This window comes from Streptomyces sp. NPDC058000 (assembly GCF_042886435.1).
Lineage (GTDB): Bacteria > Actinomycetota > Actinomycetes > Streptomycetales > Streptomycetaceae > Streptomyces.
Genome location: NZ_JBHVQS010000031.1, coordinates 53500 through 71023, shown reverse-complemented (window position 1 = coordinate 71023; position 17524 = coordinate 53500). Strand labels below are relative to the sequence as shown.

Here is a 17524-nt window from a genome sequence, read left to right as displayed (position 1 = left end):
GGGGCTCGGGCGGGCGGGGCGGGTCAGGCGAGGGCCTCGGCCGTGGGGCCGGTCCAGTCGGCGCCGGCGGCGGCCGGGCGGGGCGCCCGGGCGGGGCAGCAGCCGATGGGGCAGAGGTCGTGCGAGGCGCCGAGTGCGCCCAGGGCGCAGCGTTCGGGGGTGGTGCCGCGTTCGGTGGCGGCACGCTCCAGGAGGAGGTCGCGGACGGCGGCGGCGAACCGGGGGTCGGCGCCGACGGTGGCGGAGCGGGCGACCGGCAGGCCGAGTTCGGCGGCCTTGGCGGTGGCCTCGGTGTCGAGGTCGTACTTGACCTCCATGTGGTCCGAGACGAAGCCGATGGGGGCCATGACGACGGCCGGGACGCCGGCGCCGTGCAGCTGCTCCAGGTGGTCGCAGATGTCGGGTTCCAGCCAGGGGATGTGCGGGGCGCCGCTGCGGGACTGGTAGACGAGCTGCCAGGGGTGGTCGATGCCGGTCTCGTCCCGTACGGCGTCGGCGATGGCCTGGGCGACGTCGAGGTGCTGGGCTACGTAGGCGCCGCCCGTGCCGTCTTCGGTGTGGTCGTCGGGGGTGCCGGAGGTGTCGGCGGCCGCGGTCGGGATGGAGTGCGTGGTGAAGGCGATGTGGGCGCCGGCGCGGGTCTCCTCGGGGAGTTCGGCGAGGGAGGCGAGGACGCCGTCGACCATGGGGCGGACGAAGCCGGGGTGGTTGAAGTAGTGGCGCAGCTTGTCGACCTGGGGGGCGGGCAGGCCCTCGGCTTGGAGGGTGGTGAGCGCGTCGGCGAGGTTCTCGCGGTACTGGCGGCAGCCGGAGTACGAGGCGTAGGCGCTGGTGGCGAGGACGGCGATGCGGCGGTGGCCGTCGGTGACCATGGTGCGCAGGGTGTCGGCCAGGTAGGGCGCCCAGTTGCGGTTGCCCCAGTAGACGGGCAGGTCGAGGCCGTGATCGGCGAAGTCCTTGCGGAGTGCGTCGAGGAGTTCGCGGTTCTGGGCGTTGATGGGGCTGACGCCGCCGAACAGGAAGTAGTGCTGGCCCACCTCCTTGAGGCGCTCGCGGGGGATGCCGCGGCCGCGGGTGACGTTCTCCAGGAACGGCACGACGTCGTCGGGGCCTTCGGGGCCTCCGAAGGACAGCAGCAGCAGGGCGTCGTAGGGGCGGGGATCGCACTGTTCGGGCATGCCTCCGATCCTCCCACTCCCGGCTCGGACGCGAGGGGTCAGGCCCTGGTGGAGCGGGCGGAATCCGGGGCGGAAACCAGGAGGCGCCGAGCACCCCGCCAGCCGTAAGCTGTATTGGCCATAGACATTCCTTACCGACTTCCTCACCTGGCGGAGCACCCCGTTGCCCAGTCCCTACCGCGCCATCTTCGGTCGCCCCGGCACCAAGTCGTTCTCCGCCGCGGGGCTACTGGGGCGGATGCCGCTGTCGATGATGGGCATCGGCATAGTCACGATGGTGTCCCAGCTGACCGGTCGGTACGGCCTGGCGGGGGCGTTGTCCGCGACGCTCGCGCTGTCCGCGGCGGTCCTGGGGCCGCTGATCTCCCGCCTGGTGGACCGGCACGGCCAGCGCCGGGTGCTGCGTCCGGCGACGCTGGTGTCGCTGGCGGCGGTCGCCGGACTGCTGCTGAGTGCGCAGCAGCGGTGGCCGGACTGGACGCTGTTCGCCTTCGCGGCGGGTGCGGGCTGTGTGCCGAGCGTGGGCTCGATGGTGCGGGCGCGGTGGGCGGAGCTGTACCGGGGTTCGCCGCGCGAGTTGCACACCGCGTACTCGTGGGAGTCGATCGTCGACGAGATGTGCTTCATCATCGGCCCGATCCTGTCGATCGGGCTGTCGACGGCGTGGTTCCCGGAGTCCGGGCCGCTGCTGGCCGGGGTGTTCCTGGCGGCGGGGGTGTTGTGGCTGACCGCGCAGCGCGCGACGGAACCGGTGCCGCATCCGCGCGAGCAGCACGCCAAGGGGTCGGCGTTGCGGTCGGCGGGGCTGCGAGTGCTGGTGGCGACGTTCGTGGCGACCGGCGCGATCTTCGGGGCGATCGACGTGGTGACCGTGGCGTTCGCGCAGGAGGCCGGTCACAAGGCCGCGGCGAGCCTGGTGCTGGCGGTGTACGCGTTGGGGTCGTGTGTGGCCGGCGCGGTGTTCGGGCTGCTGCACCTGGCGGGGCCGCCGTCCCGTCGGTGGCTGGTGGGGGTGGCCGCGATGGCGGTGAGCATGGTGCCGCTCCAGTTGGCGGCGTCGCTGAGCGGTTCGCTGGTGCTGCTGGCCGTTGCGTTGTTCCTCGCCGGGCTGTCGATCGCGCCGACGATGGTCACGACGATGGCGCTGGTCGAGGAGCATGTGCCGCGGACGCAGCTGACCGAGGGCATGACGTGGACGAGCACCGGCCTCGCGGTGGGGGTGGCGCTCGGCTCGTCGGCGGCCGGCTGGGCGGTGGACGCGGCGGGTGCCGCTCGGGGTTATCTGGTGCCGCTCGCCGCGGGTGTCCTGGCCGCGCTGGTGGCGCTCGCCGGCTACCGCTGGCTCCGTCCGCGGGGCGTGTTGGCTCCGTCCTCCCCCGCGGCCGGCGGCGTCCCGGCTCCGGCGGAACCCCAGGTCGTGGAACGCCATGACGGGTCGCGAACGGGCTGACCCGAGGAACGTGCGGGCACGGCGCGGATTGGCGGCACCCATGGGGCACGCGGTCCGCGCCGTTGCCGTGTCCGTGTCCGCGCCCGTGCCCCTGACTCGTGGAGGTGGCTCTCCTCTCTGCACCATCACCACGACCGTCCGTCCCGTATACCTCACCGGTACAGCCGGCGCTCCTCTCTGCACCATCACTCGGCCGCCCCCAACACGTCACCGCCTCAGGTGACTTCGCGTGCACTCGGTTGACTCCGGGCGCGGCTGGCTTCCGCGCGCTTATGCCTGGCGGGTGGGCGGCCGGTGCGGCCCCTCCGCATTTCCTGTTACCGGCGGTACGACATGTCCGGGAGCCTTGCGGTTACGCCCGTTTTCTCGGTGGTGTGATTCCGGTCACCCCTCCCGGAAGCGGCGTCGGCGACTGGCATCATGCGCTGACCAACGGCGGCCGAACGCGGCCGGCCCGCGCGGGAGGGGAGGCATCGTCACCATGGCAGTCACCGACGTCATCGGCGGCTCAGGAGGGCGCGGCTCGGGAGGGCCCTGGCGCAACTGGGCGGGCAATGTGACCGCCCACCCCGCCCGGACCGTGGCGCCGGCGAGCACCGAGGAACTGGCGGCCGCCATCCAGGCCGCCGTCACGGACGGCCTCTCGGTCAAGGCAGCCGGCACCGGACACTCGTTCACCCCGACCGCCGCCACCGACGGCGTGCTGATCCGCCCCGAGCGCCTGACCGGGATCCGCCGGATCGACCGTGCGGCGGGGACGGTCACGGTGGCCGCCGGCACCCCGCTCAAGCACCTCAACCAGGCGCTGTCCGCGCACGGTCTGTCGCTGACCAACATGGGCGACATCATGGAGCAGACCATCTCGGGGGCCACCAGCACCGGCACCCACGGCACCGGCCGGGACTCCGCGTCGATCGCCGCGCAGATCACCGCCCTGGAACTGGTCACCGCCGACGGCTCGGTGCTGCGCTGTTCCGCCGAGGAGAACTCCGAGGTGTTCGCCGGGGCGCGGCTGGGTCTGGGCGCGTTGGGCGTGGTCAGCGAGCTGACGCTGGCGGTGGAGCCGGAGTTCCTGCTGACCGCCCGCGAGGAGCCGATGCCGTTCGACGAGGTGACCGGCCGCTTCGACGAACTCGTCGCCGAGAACGAGCACTTCGAGTTCTACTGGTTCCCGCACACCGGCAACTGCAGCACCAAGCGCAACAACCGTAGCCAGGGTCCGGCGGCGCCGCCCGGGAGGGTGAGCGGCTGGATCGAGGACGAGTTGCTGTCCAACGGGGTGTTCCAGGTGGCCTGTGCGGTCGGCCGGGCGGTGCCGGCCGCGATACCGGGCATCGCGAAGATCTCCAGCCGGGCTCTGTCGGCCCGTACGTACACCGACATCCCCTACAAGGTGTTCACCTCGCCGCGGCGGGTGCGGTTCGTGGAGATGGAGTACGCGCTCCCCAGGGCGGCGGCGGTCGAGGCGCTGGGTGCGTTGAAGGCGCTGGTGGAGCGCTCGGACTTCAAGATCAGTTTCCCGGTGGAGGTGCGGACCGCGCCGGCCGATGACATCGCGCTGTCCACGGCGTCGGGCCGGGACACCGTGTACGTCGCGGTGCACATGTACCGCGGGACTCCCCATCAGGCGTATTTCGGTGCCGCCGAGCGGATCATGACGGCCCACGAGGGGCGACCGCACTGGGGGAAGCTGCACACCCGTGACGCGGAGTACCTCGCAGAGGTCTATCCGCGGTTCGGTGAGTTCACGGCGCTGCGCGACCGGCTGGACCCTGAACGCCGGTTCGCGAACGGGTACTTGCGGCAGGTGCTGGGTGAGTGAACGGCGGTCGGCCCCTTCGTGACGCGCCGCGGCCCGGTGTCCCGTAGGGGGCACCGGGCCGCGGTCGTGGGTGGTCCGCCGGTCGGACGGTCCGCCCGTAGTGGGGGCGATCCTTCGTCAGGGGGTTCAGGGGGCGTTGGGGTCGGGGGACTGTCGGCTGCCGGGGTTCTGCTCGCTCTGCTGGTGCCCCGGCGTGGCGCCGCCGCCGGTCGAGCCGGAGCCGTCGCCCTTGCCGCCGTCGGTGCCGGCGGACGGGCTCGGCGACGCGTCGGGGGACGACGAGGTGCCGGGGCTCGGGGAGCCGGTGGCGCCGTCGCTCGGGGTCGGCGTCGGGGTCTGCCCGCTGTGGCCGGTACCGCTGCCGGTGCCGTCGGTGCCACTACTGCCGGAATGGCTGGGGTCCGGCGACGGAGAACCGCCGTCACGGCCGGTGCCGTTGCCGGTGGAGTGGCCGGGGTCCGGGGCCTGCGGGGTACTGGGCCGGTGCGGGGAGACGTTGCCGGTGGTGAGGTTGCCGACGGTGGTGCCGCCCTTGACGCCACTCGCCGTCTCGCCGACGAGCAACTCGGTGGCGGTGACCGCTCCCATGGCGAGCACGAAGACCGCGAGCGCACCGAGCGCGGGCCGCTTCCAGCCGCGCAGCCGGGTGCCGTAGGTAGCGCTGGTCTCCTCGGTTACGGGCGGTGTGGTGCCGGGCTCCGCGATGCCGGACGCGCCGGCCTGCGGGAGTACGGCGGTCGCATCGGCGCCCTGGAGCGCCGCCCGCCCTAGGGCCATGGTCCGCTCGGCCGGCCGCGCCACCAGTTGGGTCGCCTCCGGGCAATGGCCGGGCGGCTGCTTGGCGCGAGGGATCAGCTGGGTGCGGGCGACCGCGGGCCCACGGTCACGGGCCGCGACGGAGGTGACCGGGTCCTCCGTACCGTGTTTGTCGAAGGTGGGCAGCACCATCGTGGGGCCCGCGGGCCCCGGGGTATTGGTGGTGGCTTGGGATTGGGTGGTGGATCGGGATCGGGTGGTGGGGATCCGGCGCGGCTTGGGCCGGGTGGTGACCGCCGCTTCCTTGATCTGCTCACCGGTGCGCCGGAACAGGTGTTGGAATATGGAGCCGCCGGTCGTGGCGACAACACTGACGACACCCGCGCCGATGATGGTTCCGTACACACCGAGCTGACCCGCGAGGTACGCGGCGACGGCCGCGGCGAGCGCGCTGCCGGAGACCTGGGCGAGGCTCAGTTCGATCCGCTTCTTCTTCTGTTTCGTATCGGCTTCGGTTTTTTCGTCCATCTCCTACCTTTGATCGCCCCTTCGATCCATCTTGCATGGAGAAGTGACCAAATGGCGGAGTCATTAGTTCCGAATCTGTGGAATCTGTGAACCACGCCACCTTCGCCGCAGGTAGAGAGGTCGACAAGGTGACTTGCCCGGATCGCGCACCCAGAACTTCCGCGGCGCGGCGGTCCACTTCGGTGGCCCGAATGGAGTACTGTGGCGAGCCCTGGCCCCGGTTCCCGTCCGGCTGCCCGGACCCGCGGGAGGGGCACTGAAGGTGACGCCCTCCTTGGGGTGCCGTCGCTCGGCACGGGTGGTCGATGACAGGGCAAGCGGCATGGTCACTGAGCGTTGCGAACTGGTAACCGTGTCATAACGGCGTTTCTGGGCCAAGCCCCGACACGCCGGGCAACTCGGCAATGTTGTGGCAGGCTGCACCCGGGCAGGCCACACTCGACTAGCGGAAGCAGCGACGCACGTGACGTCGGCAGGCACCACCCGGGAGGTCCCCATGCCCGAACTGCGTGTCGTGGCCGTCTCCAACGACGGCACACGGCTGGTGCTCAAGGCTGCGGACAGCACCGAGTACACGCTTCCGATCGACGAGCGGCTGCGCGCCGCCGTCCGTAACGACAGAGCGCGGCTGGGCCAGATCGAGATCGAGGTCGAGAGCCATCTGCGCCCGCGGGACATCCAGGCGCGGATACGAGCCGGCGCCTCCGCCGAGGAGGTCGCCCAGCTCGCCGGCATCCCCGTCGACCGGGTGCGTCGCTTCGAGGGACCGGTGCTCGCCGAGCGGGCCTTCATGGCCGAGCGGGCCCGCAAGACCCCCGTACGCCGGCCGGGCGAGAACACCGGCCCGCAGCTGGGCGAGGCGGTCGCGGAGCGGCTGCTGCTGCGCGGCGCCGACAAGGACAGCACGCAGTGGGACTCCTGGCGTCGGGACGACGGCACGTGGGAGGTACTGCTCGTCTACCGGGTCGCGGGTGAGCCGCGGTCGGCGACCTGGACGTACGACCCGCCGCGCCGTCTGGTGCAGGCCGTGGACGACGAGGCGCGAGCGCTGATCGGCGAGAGCGACGACACCCCCGAGCCGAGCTTCCCGTTCGTGCCCCGGATCGCGCGGCTGCCGCGCGACCGGCCGTTGGACCGTGCCCTGGACCGGCAGATGCCCGAGCGGTCCGGCGAGGACCGGGAGCGGGACGGGCGGAGCGAGGAAGCCACCGGCGAGCGGGAGAGGGATTCGCTGACCAGCCTGCTGGAGGCGGTGCCCAGCTTCCGGGGCGACATGGTCGTACCGGAGAGCACCAAGGCACCGCAGAAGGACGAGCCGGAACAGGCCGAGGTCGAGGAGCCGTCGGCCCCGGCGGCGAGCGCGAGCGCGGGCGCGGGTTCCGCGTACGCCGACGTGCTGATGCCGCGGGCGGTCGCCGGCCACCGCGATCGGCTGACCGGGACGACGGACCGGCAGGCCGAGGCGGACGGGGTGCGCCCCGGGCGCCGGGCCGCGGTGCCCAGCTGGGACGAGATCGTCTTCGGCACCCGGAGGAAGAAGCCGGAATAACCCGGAAGGGCGGGGTTCCGGTCCCGTTGTACGTGGCGTTCCGCCCGCTCCCTGCGTGCAGGGGGCGGGCGGACGTCGTTGTGTAGGGCCCGTAAGGGGCCTCAGCGGCCGCTCAGCCCGGCTGCGGGCCGGTGGCGATGGGGCGGGAGGGGTCCGCGCACCATTCGCTCCAGGAGCCGACGTACAGCGCCGCGGGGATGCCGGCGACGGCGAGGGCGAGAACCTGGTGGGCGGCGGAGACGCCGGAACCGCAGTAGACGCCGACCTCGGCGTCGGCGTCGGCGCCCAGCGCCACGAACCGCTCGGCCAGTTCGGCGGCGGGGCGGAAGACCGTACTGCCGTCGGCGACGTTCTCGGACGTGGGGGCGGACACCGCTCCGGGGATGTGGCCGGCCACCGGGTCGATGGGTTCGGTCTCGCCCCGGTAGCGCTCCCCCGCCCGCGCGTCCAGGAGGACACCGCGACGGGCCAGTGCGGCCGCATCGTCCGCGGTCAGCATCGGTACCGCACCGGGTGCAGGGATGAAGTCGCCCACCTGCGAAGTCACTTTGTCGATACTCATGGCGCCGCCTGACGTCTGCCAGGCGGCAAGTCCACCGTCGAGAACCCGCACGTCCGGGTGACCCGCCCAGCGCAGCAGCCACCACGCGCGGGCGGCGGCCCAGCCCTGGCCACCGTCGTAGGTGACCACCGGACGGCCGGCACTGACGCCGGCGGCCTGCATCGCCGCGGTGAAGGCGGCGAGGTCGGGGAGCGGGTGGCGGCCCGCCGCGCCGGGCGGCCCGGCCAGTTCGCCGTCGAGGTCCACATAGACCGCGCCGGGCAGGTGGCCGGCCTCGTACTCGGGGTGTCCGGGCGGGCCGCCGAGCTGGTAACGCACGTCCAGGAGGAGCGGGGCGTCGGGGCCCGCCAACTCGCTCGCGAGTTCGGTAGCGGTGATGATGGCGTTCATGGGACTCATCCTTGCGTAGCGGTGACTACGTACAGAAGGCGGGTGCCCACCCTCCGTATGACGGAGTTGCGGGGCGTCGTCACGCCGCCGAAACGGAAGTGAAACGCCAAAACGGGCATTCTCCCTCGTGAACGCGCCGTGGACGGCGCGGCCGGGGCACACACCCGGTGACAGGGTGCGAGCATCTGCTCGGGACCCGCGCCCGTACCGCACATGGCCAGCACCCCGATGCTCCGAGGAGAGTGACGATGACGACCGAGGCAGCAGCCCGGCGGATGCCCGGTGCGCCCTGCTGGGTGAGCCTCCTGGCACACAGCCTGCCCGCGACGCAGGAGTTCTACGGCGCGCTCTTCGGCTGGGAATTCCGCCCGGGGCCGCAGCATTTCGGTCCGTACGCCCGCGCCTTCCTCGACGGGCTGGAAGTGGCCGGGGTCGGTGAGCTAGCGGCCGACCGGCACCTGCCGGTCGCCTGGACCACCTATCTGGCCAGCGACGACGCGGATGTGACCGCCGAGCAGATCCGCGCCTGCGGCGGCACGGTGGGCGTCGGCCCGCTCGACGCCGACGACGCCGGCCGGATGGCCATCGCCTCGGACCCGCAGGGCGCCATCTTCGGGGTCTGGCAGGGCCGGGCGATGTTGGGCACCGCGGTCAGCGGCGAACCGGGCACCCCGGTGTGGAACGAACTCGTCACCCAGGAGACGAACTCCGTCGCCCCCTTCTACGAGCACGTCTTCGGCTTCGAGTCCGAGGCCGTGGTCTCGGCCGACTTCGACTACCTGACGCTGCACATCAAGGGAAAGCCGGTCGCCGGCATCCACGGCGTCGGCAACGCACTGCCGCGCGACCGGGGTCCGCACTGGATGACGTACTTCGCCGTCTCGGACACCGACGCCGCCGCGCGTCGGGTCGCCGAACTCGGCGGCCAGGTGCTGCGGCCGGCGCGGGACTCGACGCACGGCCGGCTGGCGACCGTCGCCGACAACGAGGGCGCGGCCTTCACCATCATCCAGCGACGCTGAGGCGCCCCGCGCGCCGGGCGGGCCTGAGCGGCTAGCGCTGGGCGTCGACCGGCAGGACGTCGGGGGAGAGCGCGGCCGCGCGGGCGGTCGCCGCGGTCTGCCGGCGGCGGTGGTGGCGCCTGCACAGCACCTCGTAGCCGACCTCGGCCGGCCGCTCCGCGTCGGCGCCGTCGCTGCGCACGTCACCGACGACGACCTGTGCGCCCTCGACGACCATCCGGCCGTCGACCGTGCGGGCGTTGTGGGTGGCCCGGGCACCGCACCAGCACAGCGCCTCGACCTTCAGCACCTCTATGCGGTCGGCGAGTTCGACCAGCCGCTGGGAGCCGGGGAAGAGCTTGCTGCGGAAGTCGGTGGTGATGCCGAAGGCGAAGACGTCCAGGTCGAGGTCGTCGACGACCCGGGCGAGCTGGTCGACCTGTTCGGGGGCGAGGAACTGTGCCTCGTCGACGATGACGTAGTCGACCCGGCCGCCGGCGCTGAGGTGTTCGACGACGTGGACGTAGAAGTCCAGGTCGTCCCGCACCTCGACGGCCTCCGTGACCAGGCCCAGGCGGGAGGAGAGCTTGCCGTGGCCGGCCCGGTCGTCGCGGCTGTAGATCATGCCCTGCAGACCGCGGGTCGAGCGGTTGTGCTCGATCTGCAGCGCCAGTGTCGACTTTCCGCAGTCCATCGTTCCGGAGAAGAACACCAGCTCGGGCATGGGGGTTAGCGGGCCTTTCGGGCTCGTACGGAAGGGAAGGCGGGGGCGGGGAGGACGTCGGGGAATACAGGGCGCGCGGACGGGGCGCGGCTACGGATCAGGTGCGGACTTCGAGGAGCGGCACCAACTGCTCCACCGGGGTCATGGAGCCGTGCAGGCCGACCATCTGCGACTCCCCTGGTTCCCGTTCGCTCGCGATGATCGCCATGTCGGCGTGGGCGGCGGCCACCACGTCGCCGATCCGGGCGCGGACCCGGTCGTCGACGTGCGGCCCGAACCAGCCCGCGGCGATGGCCTCCTCGCGGCTGGCCACCCACATCTGGTCGCCGACCACCTCACGCCAGACGGCGAGCACATCGGTGGCCGCGCCCGGGTGGGCGTACACGTGCCGGGCCCGGCCCTCGCCGCCCAACAGGCGTACGCCGGCGCGCAGTTCCCAGTCCTCGTCGAAGTCGATCCGGGAGTCGGGGTCGAAGGGGATGTCGATCATGCCGTGGTCGGCGGTGACGTACAGGGCGCTGCGTGGCGGGAGTTGTTCGGCGAGCCGCTGGGCGAGCCGGTCCACGTAGAGCAGTTGGCCGCGCCACGCGTCGGAGTCGACGCCGTAGCGGTGGCCCTTGCCGTCGACCTCGGAGTAGTACGTGTAGACCAGCGAGCGGTCGCCGGCGGCGAGTTGTTCGGCCGCGAGGTCCATCCGCTCCTCGCCGGAGAGCCGGCCGTGGAAGGTGCCGCCGCTGAGCGCGATCCGGGTGAGCGGGGTCTGCGCGAAGTCCGGTGCGGAGACCTGGCAGGTGTGGATGCCGGCGGCGTCGGCGAGCTGGAAGACCGTCGGGTACGGCTGCCAGACGTGCGGATCGGTCCATGGGCGCCAGCGCAGCTGGTTCATCAGTGCGCCGGTCGCCGGGTCCTCGCAGGTGTATCCGGGCAGGCCGTGGGCGCCCGGGGGCAGGCCGGTGCCGACCGAGGCGAGGGAGGTGGCGGTGGTCGCGGGGAAGCCGGCGGTGAGCGGGTGGCCGGTGCCGTTGAACGAGGTGTCCAGGAGGGAGGTGAGGAACGGTGCCTCGTCCGGGTGGGCGCGCAGCAGTTCCCAGCCGAGCCCGTCGATCAGGAAGACACAGGCGCGGTCGGCGGGGGCCAGCTCCATACCGGTGGTGACGCCGGGCAGGCCCTGGCCCGCGGCGATGGCGGGCAGCAGGTCGGCGAGTGAGCCGGTGCCGTAGCGGGGCACCGGGGCGGTGAGCGGGTCGAGCGGTTCTGGTTCCGGCCAGGCGGGGGCGGTGTAGACCATCAGCGGGTGCTGCTGGTGGCCGCGGTGGCCTCGGAGAGCGCCTGGGCGAAGGTGAGCGTCTCGCGCACCGAGTCGGGGCCGTCGCCGGCCTCGCTGACCCGGAGGGAGAGGTCGTCGGCGGTGGACGAACCGGTGTAGCCGTGGTCCGCGTCGCAGTTGGGGTCACCGCAGCTGGCCGGCTCCAGGTCGAGGCGGGCCACCGCGCCCCAGCCGATGGTGAGGACGACCTCGCGGGGCAGCTGGCCGGGGGTGTAGGACTCGGGGTTGGCGACGACGCGGCTGAGCACCACGGACGAGATCCGGCCGAGCTTGACGGATTCCGTGGAGGTGGTGGCGTAGGGGGACGGGGAGGTGGCGTCGGCGGCCTGCTCGTCGGTGTGGCTGACGATGAAGCGGGTGCCGGTCAGGACCAGGACCGTGACGTGGCGGCGGACCTCGTTGGCGTCGAAGGTCGTCTCCTGGTGGACGAGGTACGACACCACCGGCTCTCCGCCGACCGCAGCCTGCACCGCCTCGGCCACGAGCGTCGGGTAATAGCCACTGCGCTCGATCGCCGCGCGCAGCCCCTGGGTCGTCGTACCGGTCTTAGCCATGGGGTCCATCTTACGGGGCGTACCGGGGCGCGAGAGCCTCAGTAGACGGGCAGCCGGCGGGGCCCGAGGTCGGTGGTGGCGGGCGGTCTGGCGAGCCGGACGGAGGCGCCCAGGACGGCCAGGCCGTGCGGGGCGACCACGACGGGTTCGAGGTCGACGGCGACCACCTCCGGGTGGTCGTCGACGAGCCGGGAGACCCGTAGCAGCAGTTCCTCCAAGGCGGCGGTGTCCACGGGCTGGGAGCCGCGCCAGCCGAACAGCAGCGGGGCGCCGCGGATCGACCGGATCTGCTCGCTGGCCTCGCGATCGGTGGCCGGAATCAGACGGTGCGCTACGTCGCCGAGCAGCTGGGAGGGCGCGCCGGCCAGCCCGAAGGAGAGGACCGCGCCGGCGGCGGGGTCGATGGCGGCGCGGACGACGGTGTCGACGCCGCGCGGCACCATCGCCTGGACGACCGGCCGCAGCTCTTCGGGGGAGCCCAGGAAGTCGGTCAATTCTGCGTAGGTGCGGCGGAGTTCGGCCTCGCCGGCGATGTCGAGGCGGACGCCGCCGAGGTCGGCCCGGTGCCGCAGGTGGGGGGCGGTGGTCTTGAGGGCGACCGGGTAGCCGAGGCGGGCGGCGGCGCGGACGGCGGCGTCCGGATCGGGGGCCGGGAGGGTGGGGCGGGCGTGAATGCCGTAGCGGGCCAGCAGGGCCTCGGCGTCGGCGGGGGGCAGCGCGACGGAGCGGCCGGGGGCGACGTCCGTGGTGAGCCGGTCGAGCAGCTGCTCGATGTCGGCGCCGGCCGCCGCCTCCTGGATGTCGTCGTATTCGGGCACCCGGCCTGGTTCGGTGGCCGCTCGGCGCCACGCGGCGTATCGGACGGCCTCGGCGAGGGCGCGGACGGCGCGCTCGGCGGCCGGGTAGGCGGGGATGCGGACGGGACGGGGGTGGGCCGGGGTCTCGGGGGCGGGTGCCCGGTCCGGGGTGTGCGCGGGGGCCGGGGGCCGGGGCGGGCCCGGGGGGTGCGGCGGCCGGGGCGGGGCGATGGGCCTGCCCCGGGCTTCGGGGGCGGGGCTCTGGGGCTGGGCGGCCGGTTCGGGGGACGCGTGCGGGTCGTAGGGCTCCGGTGGGGCCGCGAGCGTCGCGGCCAGGTCGTCCATCGCCAGGTGGACGACGGTGACCGGCTTGCCCGGGTCGGCGGTGGCCGCGGCGCGCAGGGCGTCGGCGAGCGCGGCGCCCTCGCTCTCCCCCGGGACGGCGGCGTCCTCCTCGGCCACCCACGGGATGGCGGTGACGACGACGGCGTCGCAGCCGGGCCCGGCGAGTGCGTCGGCGAGCGCGGCGCGGAAGTCCTCGGGGGTCGCCGCGGAGGGCAGCACGTGGGGGCGCTGCGGGCGCAGTCCTTCGGTGAGGCAGGCGTCGTAGGCCAGCAGGGCCAGCGATTCGGAGTTGCCCAGGATGGCGACGCGCGGGCCGGCCGGCAGCGGCTGGGAGGCCAGCACCAGCCCGGCGTCGATGAGTTCGGTGACGGTGTCGACGCGGATCACGCCGGCCTGGCGCATCAGGGCGGCGACGGTGCTGTCGGGGACCCGGACGGTGGGGACGGCGTGGCCCAGGGGGGCGGTGCCGTGGTGGCGGGCCCCCTTGGCGACCACCACGGGTTTCACGGCGGCGGTGCGGCGGGCCAGCCGGGCGAATTTCCGGGGGTTGCCGATGGACTCCAGGTAGAGGATCGCGACGTCGGTGTGCGGGTCGTCGTACCAGAACTGGAGGAGGTCGTTGCCGGAGACGTCGGCGCGGTTGCCGGCGGAGACGAAGGTGGAGATGCCGGCGATACCGCCGTCGCCGGGGCCGCGCTCGTGCAGTCCGCTGAGCAGCGCGATGCCGATCGCTCCGGACTGGGTGAACAGGCCGATCCGGCCGGCGCCGGGCATCTGGGGGGCGAGGGAGGCGTTCAGCCGGACGTCGGGGGTGGTGTTGATCAGCCCGAAGGCGTTGGGCCCGATCAGGCGCATGCCGTAGGAGCGGGCCTGGCGGAGCAGGGCGCGCTGTTGCTCGCGGCCGTCGGGGCCGGCCTCGGCGTAGCCGGAGGAGAGGACCAGCACCCCTTGGACGCCGTGTTCGCCGCAGTCGCGGACGACGTCGGGCACGCCGGCCGGGGGGACGGCGATCACCGCCAGGTCGACCGGCTCGGGGATCTCGCGCAAGGAACGGGCGGTGGGGACGCCCTCGGGCTCCAGACGCCGCAGGTCCTCGGGGAAGGCGTGGTTGACGGCGTGCACCCGGCCGGTGAAGCCGGCGTCGAGGATGTTGCGCAGGGCGGTACGGCCGACGCCGCCGAGGGCGCGGCCGGTGCCGATGACGGCGATCGAGCCGGGGGCGAGCAGGCGTTGGACGGAGCGGGCCTCGGCGCGCTGCTCGCGGCCGCGCATCACGGCCATGGACTGCTCGGTCGGTTCGAGGTCGAACTCCAGGCGGACGACGCCGTCCTCGAAGGTGCGCTTCTGGGTGTAGCCGGCGTCCGTGAACACCTTGATCATCTTGGTGTTGGCGGGCAGGACCTCGGCGGCGAACCGGCGGATGCCTCGCTCGCGGGCGACGGCGGCGATGTGCTCCAGGAGGGCGGAGGCGACGCCACGGCCCTGATGGGCGTCCTGGACGAGGAAGGCGACCTCGGCCTGGTCGTCCTCGGGGCGCTTGGCGGGCAGTCCTCGCTCGTCGATCCGGTCGTAGCGGACGGTGGCGATGAACTCGCCGCCCACCGTGGCGGCCAGGCCGACCCGGTCGACGTAGTCGTGGTGGGTGAACCGGTGGACGTCACGGTCGGACAGGCGCGGATACGGCGCGAAGAAGCGGTAGTACTTCGATTCGTCCGAGACCTGCTCGTAGAAGGAGACCAGTCGCTCGGCGTCGGCGGGCGTGATGGGCCGGATGCGTGCCGTACCGCCGTCGCGCAGCACCACGTCGGCTTCCCAGTGGGTCGGGTAGGCGTGATCCGGCGGCGTCTGCATGCGGACAGCGTACGGCGGGGCACTGACAACGGGCTCGACGTGCGTACGCTCGTTTTTCCGGGCCTCGCCGCAGCGGGACCGAGGGCCTAAGAGGAGGGCCGGGAAGCCCGGACGGGAAGCCGGGACGAAGGGCTTCGGGACCACTCCTGACAGCGTGCAAGAATGGTCTAGACAACAGTCACGACTTTGAAGGGCAACACCATGGCTGAGCGTCGCGTCAATGTCGGTTGGGCCGAGGGCCTGCACGCCCGCCCCGCGTCGATCTTCGTCCGAGCGGCCACCGCCTCCGGTGTCCCGATAACGATCTCCAAGGCCGGCGGCAACCCCGTCAACGCCGCGTCCATGCTCGCGGTCCTGGGCCTGGGCGCCCAGGGTGGCGAGGAGATCGTGCTGGCCTCCGACGCCGAGGGGGCCGAGGCCGCGCTCGAACGCCTGGCGAAGCTGGTCGCGGAGGGCCTTGAGGAGCTCCCCGAGACCGTCTGAGGAGCGCCGGGGCCGCGCGCCCCGTCCACTGCTTCTCCTGATGCGGCCCTGCCGCGGTGACCGGGACATCCGGCTACTGCGGCGGGGCCGTTTCGTTGCGGAGGCATCGCGGGAGCCGTGGCTTCGCGGGCCAGCGCCGGTGACGTCACGGGCAGCAATCCCCCGACCGGCGTCGCACCGACGTCCGGAAGCGCGCAGGGAAACAGGACGCCGGGGCATTACGCACGACCTCTGGTATGCCTCGCCCGGAAATTGTTCCGCTGCCCTATTTCGCCATTGCAGGAATCCCCCCTAGCCCGGAGATCACCCCGGCCGGAATCTTTCTCCGATGAATTCATCGCGCCAGGATTCCGGAAATAGAGCGCGAACGCCCAGCCTCGCCCTCCCGCCTTCCCCGCCATTCCTTCCGCACGCCAGCAATTCCCCTACGCTCCCTCTTTGTATACGGGGTGATTGTTAAGTGCGGGCGCGTGCCGTGTTGACGGGCCGTTTCACCTCCCTCACAGCGGGAGCGGCACTCCGCAGCCGGTACACGGGCAGCGACCGCTGAATGTGCGCCGCCATGAGGGCGCGCGCCCGTTCCGCGTCACCACGGGCCACCGCGTCGAGCACGGCGCCGTGTTCGTCCCACGAATCGGCGGGACGGGCCGGCGGCTCCACGACGTACACCCACTCGATCTTGCGCCGCAGCTGGGTGAGGAGCGCCGTGAGGCTGGGGCTGCCGGCCGCCTGGGCGAGCGTTTCGTGGAACCAGGCATCCAGTTGACGCAGGTCTGCGGGGTGGCCGTGGCGGGCCCGTTCCCGGCCGAGTCGCACCAGGCCGCGCAATACCTTCAGGTGGGCGGAGCTGCGGCGGGCGGCTGCACGGGCGGCGCCCAGCGGCTCCAGGAGGGCGCGGACGTCGAGCAGGTCGGCAGCGTCCTGTTCGGTGAGTTCGGCGACGCAGGCGCCCGCGTGGTGGCGGGTGGTCACGAATCCCTCGGACTGGAGGGTGCGCAGTGCTTCCCGCACCGGGACCCGGGAGACTCCGTACCGCGCGGCGAGAATGTCCTCGATCAGCCGGCTTCCCGGCGTGAGCACACCCGACACAATATCGTCGCGAATCGCTGTACACACCGCGTGCGCGGAAATGTGACCTCGCATCGTCCGTGCCTCCGCCGTAATCCCCGGAAAACGTCGCCGCTCGGCGACTTTCCCCGACTCTATTCGACCGGGGCGGACTTTCCCTCGGGACGTCGTGAATTCATCGACGCTTTTCGGCCGCTGGGCGGGGGCACCGTGCGGGCGGTACGCCGAGGGCCTAGGGAGAAACCGACAGCCCCAGGGAGACACCGGTGGCCCTACGGAGACAGCAGAGCCCCGGCGCGCCAGGGGTGGCGGGCCGGGGCTCCGGGGGACGGTACTGCGGCGGAGAGGTCGCGATCAGGTCAGACGGTGACGCCGTGCGCGCGGAGGTAGGCGACCGGGTCGATGTCCGAGCCGTAGTCCGGGCCCGTCCGGGCCTCGAAGTGGAGGTGCGGACCCGTGGTGTTGCCGGTGTTGCCCGAGAGGGCGATCTGCTGGTCCGGGGTGACCGTCTGGCCGACCGTCACCCCGAAAGACGAAAGGTGACCGTATTGGGTGTACGTACCGTCGTTCATCCGGATCACGATGTTGTTGCCGTACGCACCGCCCCAGCCGACCTCGACGACGGTGCCCGAGCCCACGGCGTGGACGGGCGTACCGGAGGCGGCATGGAAGTCGATACCGGTGTGGCTGCCCGAGGACCAGAGGCCGCTGGACGCCTTGTACCCGGTGGAGACGTAGGAACCGGTCACGGGTGCGACGAAGGTGTTGAGGCGCTTGCGCTCGGCCTCGCGGGCGGCGCGCACCTTGGCCGCGCGCTCCTCGTCGGCCCGCTTCTTCGCCACCTCGGCCAGCCGAACGGCCTCGGCCTCGGCCTTCGCCCGGGCCGCGGTGGCCTCGGCGGCCGCCTGCTGCGCGTCGGCCTGGGCCTCGATCCGCACGGCGAGTTCGTCACCCATCACGACGGACTGCTGGAGACCGGTGTCGCGGGGGGCCGACTCGTCCGTGGCGGCCAGCGCGGGCGACGCCACGGAGGCGACGACACCAGAGGCCGCGAGGGTGGCTATGCCGGCGAGGTTGCGGGTGGTACGAGCGGTGCGGCTCGCACGGCGGTGCTTCCCGGTGGCACGGGTGAACGCCAT

The 17524-nt window shown here is 72.7% G+C and carries 14 protein-coding genes; 5 read left to right on the top strand and 9 right to left on the bottom strand.

The features are described from left to right. Positions 1 to 23: 23 nt before the first annotated feature. Complete coding sequence (locus ACFVT2_RS26505; protein ID WP_390021896.1) at positions 24 to 1178, bottom strand: ferrochelatase; 1155 nt, start codon at positions 1176 to 1178, stop codon at positions 24 to 26. 163 nt (positions 1179 to 1341) lie between these two features. Between ACFVT2_RS26505 and ACFVT2_RS26500 the strand changes: the two genes are divergently transcribed. Further along, positions 1342 to 2628, top strand: coding sequence for an MFS transporter (locus ACFVT2_RS26500; RefSeq protein WP_390021895.1), 1287 nt, complete (start codon positions 1342 to 1344; stop codon positions 2626 to 2628). Positions 2629 to 3109: 481 nt separating this feature from the next. Further along, positions 3110 to 4450: a D-arabinono-1,4-lactone oxidase gene (locus ACFVT2_RS26495; protein WP_390021893.1), complete on the top strand. Its 1341-nt coding sequence runs from the start codon at positions 3110 to 3112 to the stop codon at positions 4448 to 4450. A 126-nt stretch (positions 4451 to 4576) separates the two neighbouring features. Here the strand turns inward: ACFVT2_RS26495 and ACFVT2_RS26490 are convergent, their stop codons facing one another. Continuing rightward, positions 4577 to 5734, bottom strand: coding sequence for a hypothetical protein (locus ACFVT2_RS26490; RefSeq protein ID WP_390021892.1), 1158 nt, complete (start codon positions 5732 to 5734; stop codon positions 4577 to 4579). Between the two features lie 496 nt (positions 5735 to 6230). Between ACFVT2_RS26490 and sepH the strand changes: the two genes are divergently transcribed. Then, the gene (gene sepH / locus ACFVT2_RS26485) at positions 6231 to 7283 is read left to right on the top strand and encodes a septation protein SepH (protein ID WP_390021890.1); all 1053 of its coding nucleotides are present in this window, start codon (positions 6231 to 6233) and stop codon (positions 7281 to 7283) included. Between the two features lie 112 nt (positions 7284 to 7395). Here the strand turns inward: sepH and ACFVT2_RS26480 are convergent, their stop codons facing one another. Further along, complete coding sequence (locus ACFVT2_RS26480) at positions 7396 to 8235, bottom strand: sulfurtransferase (protein WP_390021889.1); 840 nt, start codon at positions 8233 to 8235, stop codon at positions 7396 to 7398. 248 nt (positions 8236 to 8483) lie between these two features. Between ACFVT2_RS26480 and ACFVT2_RS26475 the strand changes: the two genes are divergently transcribed. Then, a complete protein-coding gene (locus ACFVT2_RS26475) occupies positions 8484 to 9257 on the top strand; it encodes a VOC family protein (protein WP_390021888.1) in 774 nt (257 codons plus the stop codon). A gap of 31 nt (positions 9258 to 9288) precedes the next feature. Here ACFVT2_RS26475 and ACFVT2_RS26470 read toward each other — a convergent pair whose 3' ends face one another. From ACFVT2_RS26470 to ACFVT2_RS26455, 4 genes are all read right to left on the bottom strand, one after another. Further along, positions 9289 to 9960, bottom strand: coding sequence for a thymidine kinase (locus ACFVT2_RS26470; RefSeq protein ID WP_390021887.1), 672 nt, complete (start codon positions 9958 to 9960; stop codon positions 9289 to 9291). A gap of 97 nt (positions 9961 to 10057) precedes the next feature. Then, positions 10058 to 11248, bottom strand: a complete 1191-nt coding sequence (locus ACFVT2_RS26465; protein WP_390021885.1) for an alkaline phosphatase family protein — start codon at positions 11246 to 11248, stop codon at positions 10058 to 10060. Next, positions 11248 to 11841: a DUF5998 family protein gene (locus ACFVT2_RS26460; protein ID WP_390021883.1), complete on the bottom strand. Its 594-nt coding sequence runs from the start codon at positions 11839 to 11841 to the stop codon at positions 11248 to 11250. The genes ACFVT2_RS26465 and ACFVT2_RS26460 overlap by 1 nt, the downstream gene beginning before the upstream one ends. 38 nt (positions 11842 to 11879) lie before the next feature. After that, on the bottom strand, positions 11880 to 14834 hold the full coding sequence (locus ACFVT2_RS26455) for a GNAT family N-acetyltransferase (RefSeq protein WP_390021882.1): 2955 nt from the start codon (positions 14832 to 14834) through the stop codon (positions 11880 to 11882). A 201-nt stretch (positions 14835 to 15035) separates the two neighbouring features. Here ACFVT2_RS26455 and ACFVT2_RS26450 point away from each other — a divergent pair, with 201 nt between their 5' ends. Further along, on the top strand, positions 15036 to 15317 hold the full coding sequence (locus ACFVT2_RS26450; protein ID WP_390021880.1) for an HPr family phosphocarrier protein: 282 nt from the start codon (positions 15036 to 15038) through the stop codon (positions 15315 to 15317). A gap of 456 nt (positions 15318 to 15773) precedes the next feature. On the opposite strand, the gene ACFVT2_RS26445 is transcribed toward ACFVT2_RS26450, so the two are convergent. Together ACFVT2_RS26445 and ACFVT2_RS26440 are read right to left on the bottom strand one after the other, a co-directional pair. Further along, on the bottom strand, positions 15774 to 16460 hold the full coding sequence (locus ACFVT2_RS26445; RefSeq protein WP_390021878.1) for a GntR family transcriptional regulator: 687 nt from the start codon (positions 16458 to 16460) through the stop codon (positions 15774 to 15776). 284 nt (positions 16461 to 16744) lie between these two features. Further along, positions 16745 to 17524 carry a M23 family metallopeptidase gene (locus tag ACFVT2_RS26440; protein WP_390021877.1) on the bottom strand — a complete coding sequence of 260 codons (780 nt, stop codon included), beginning with the start codon at positions 17522 to 17524 and terminating at the stop codon, positions 16745 to 16747.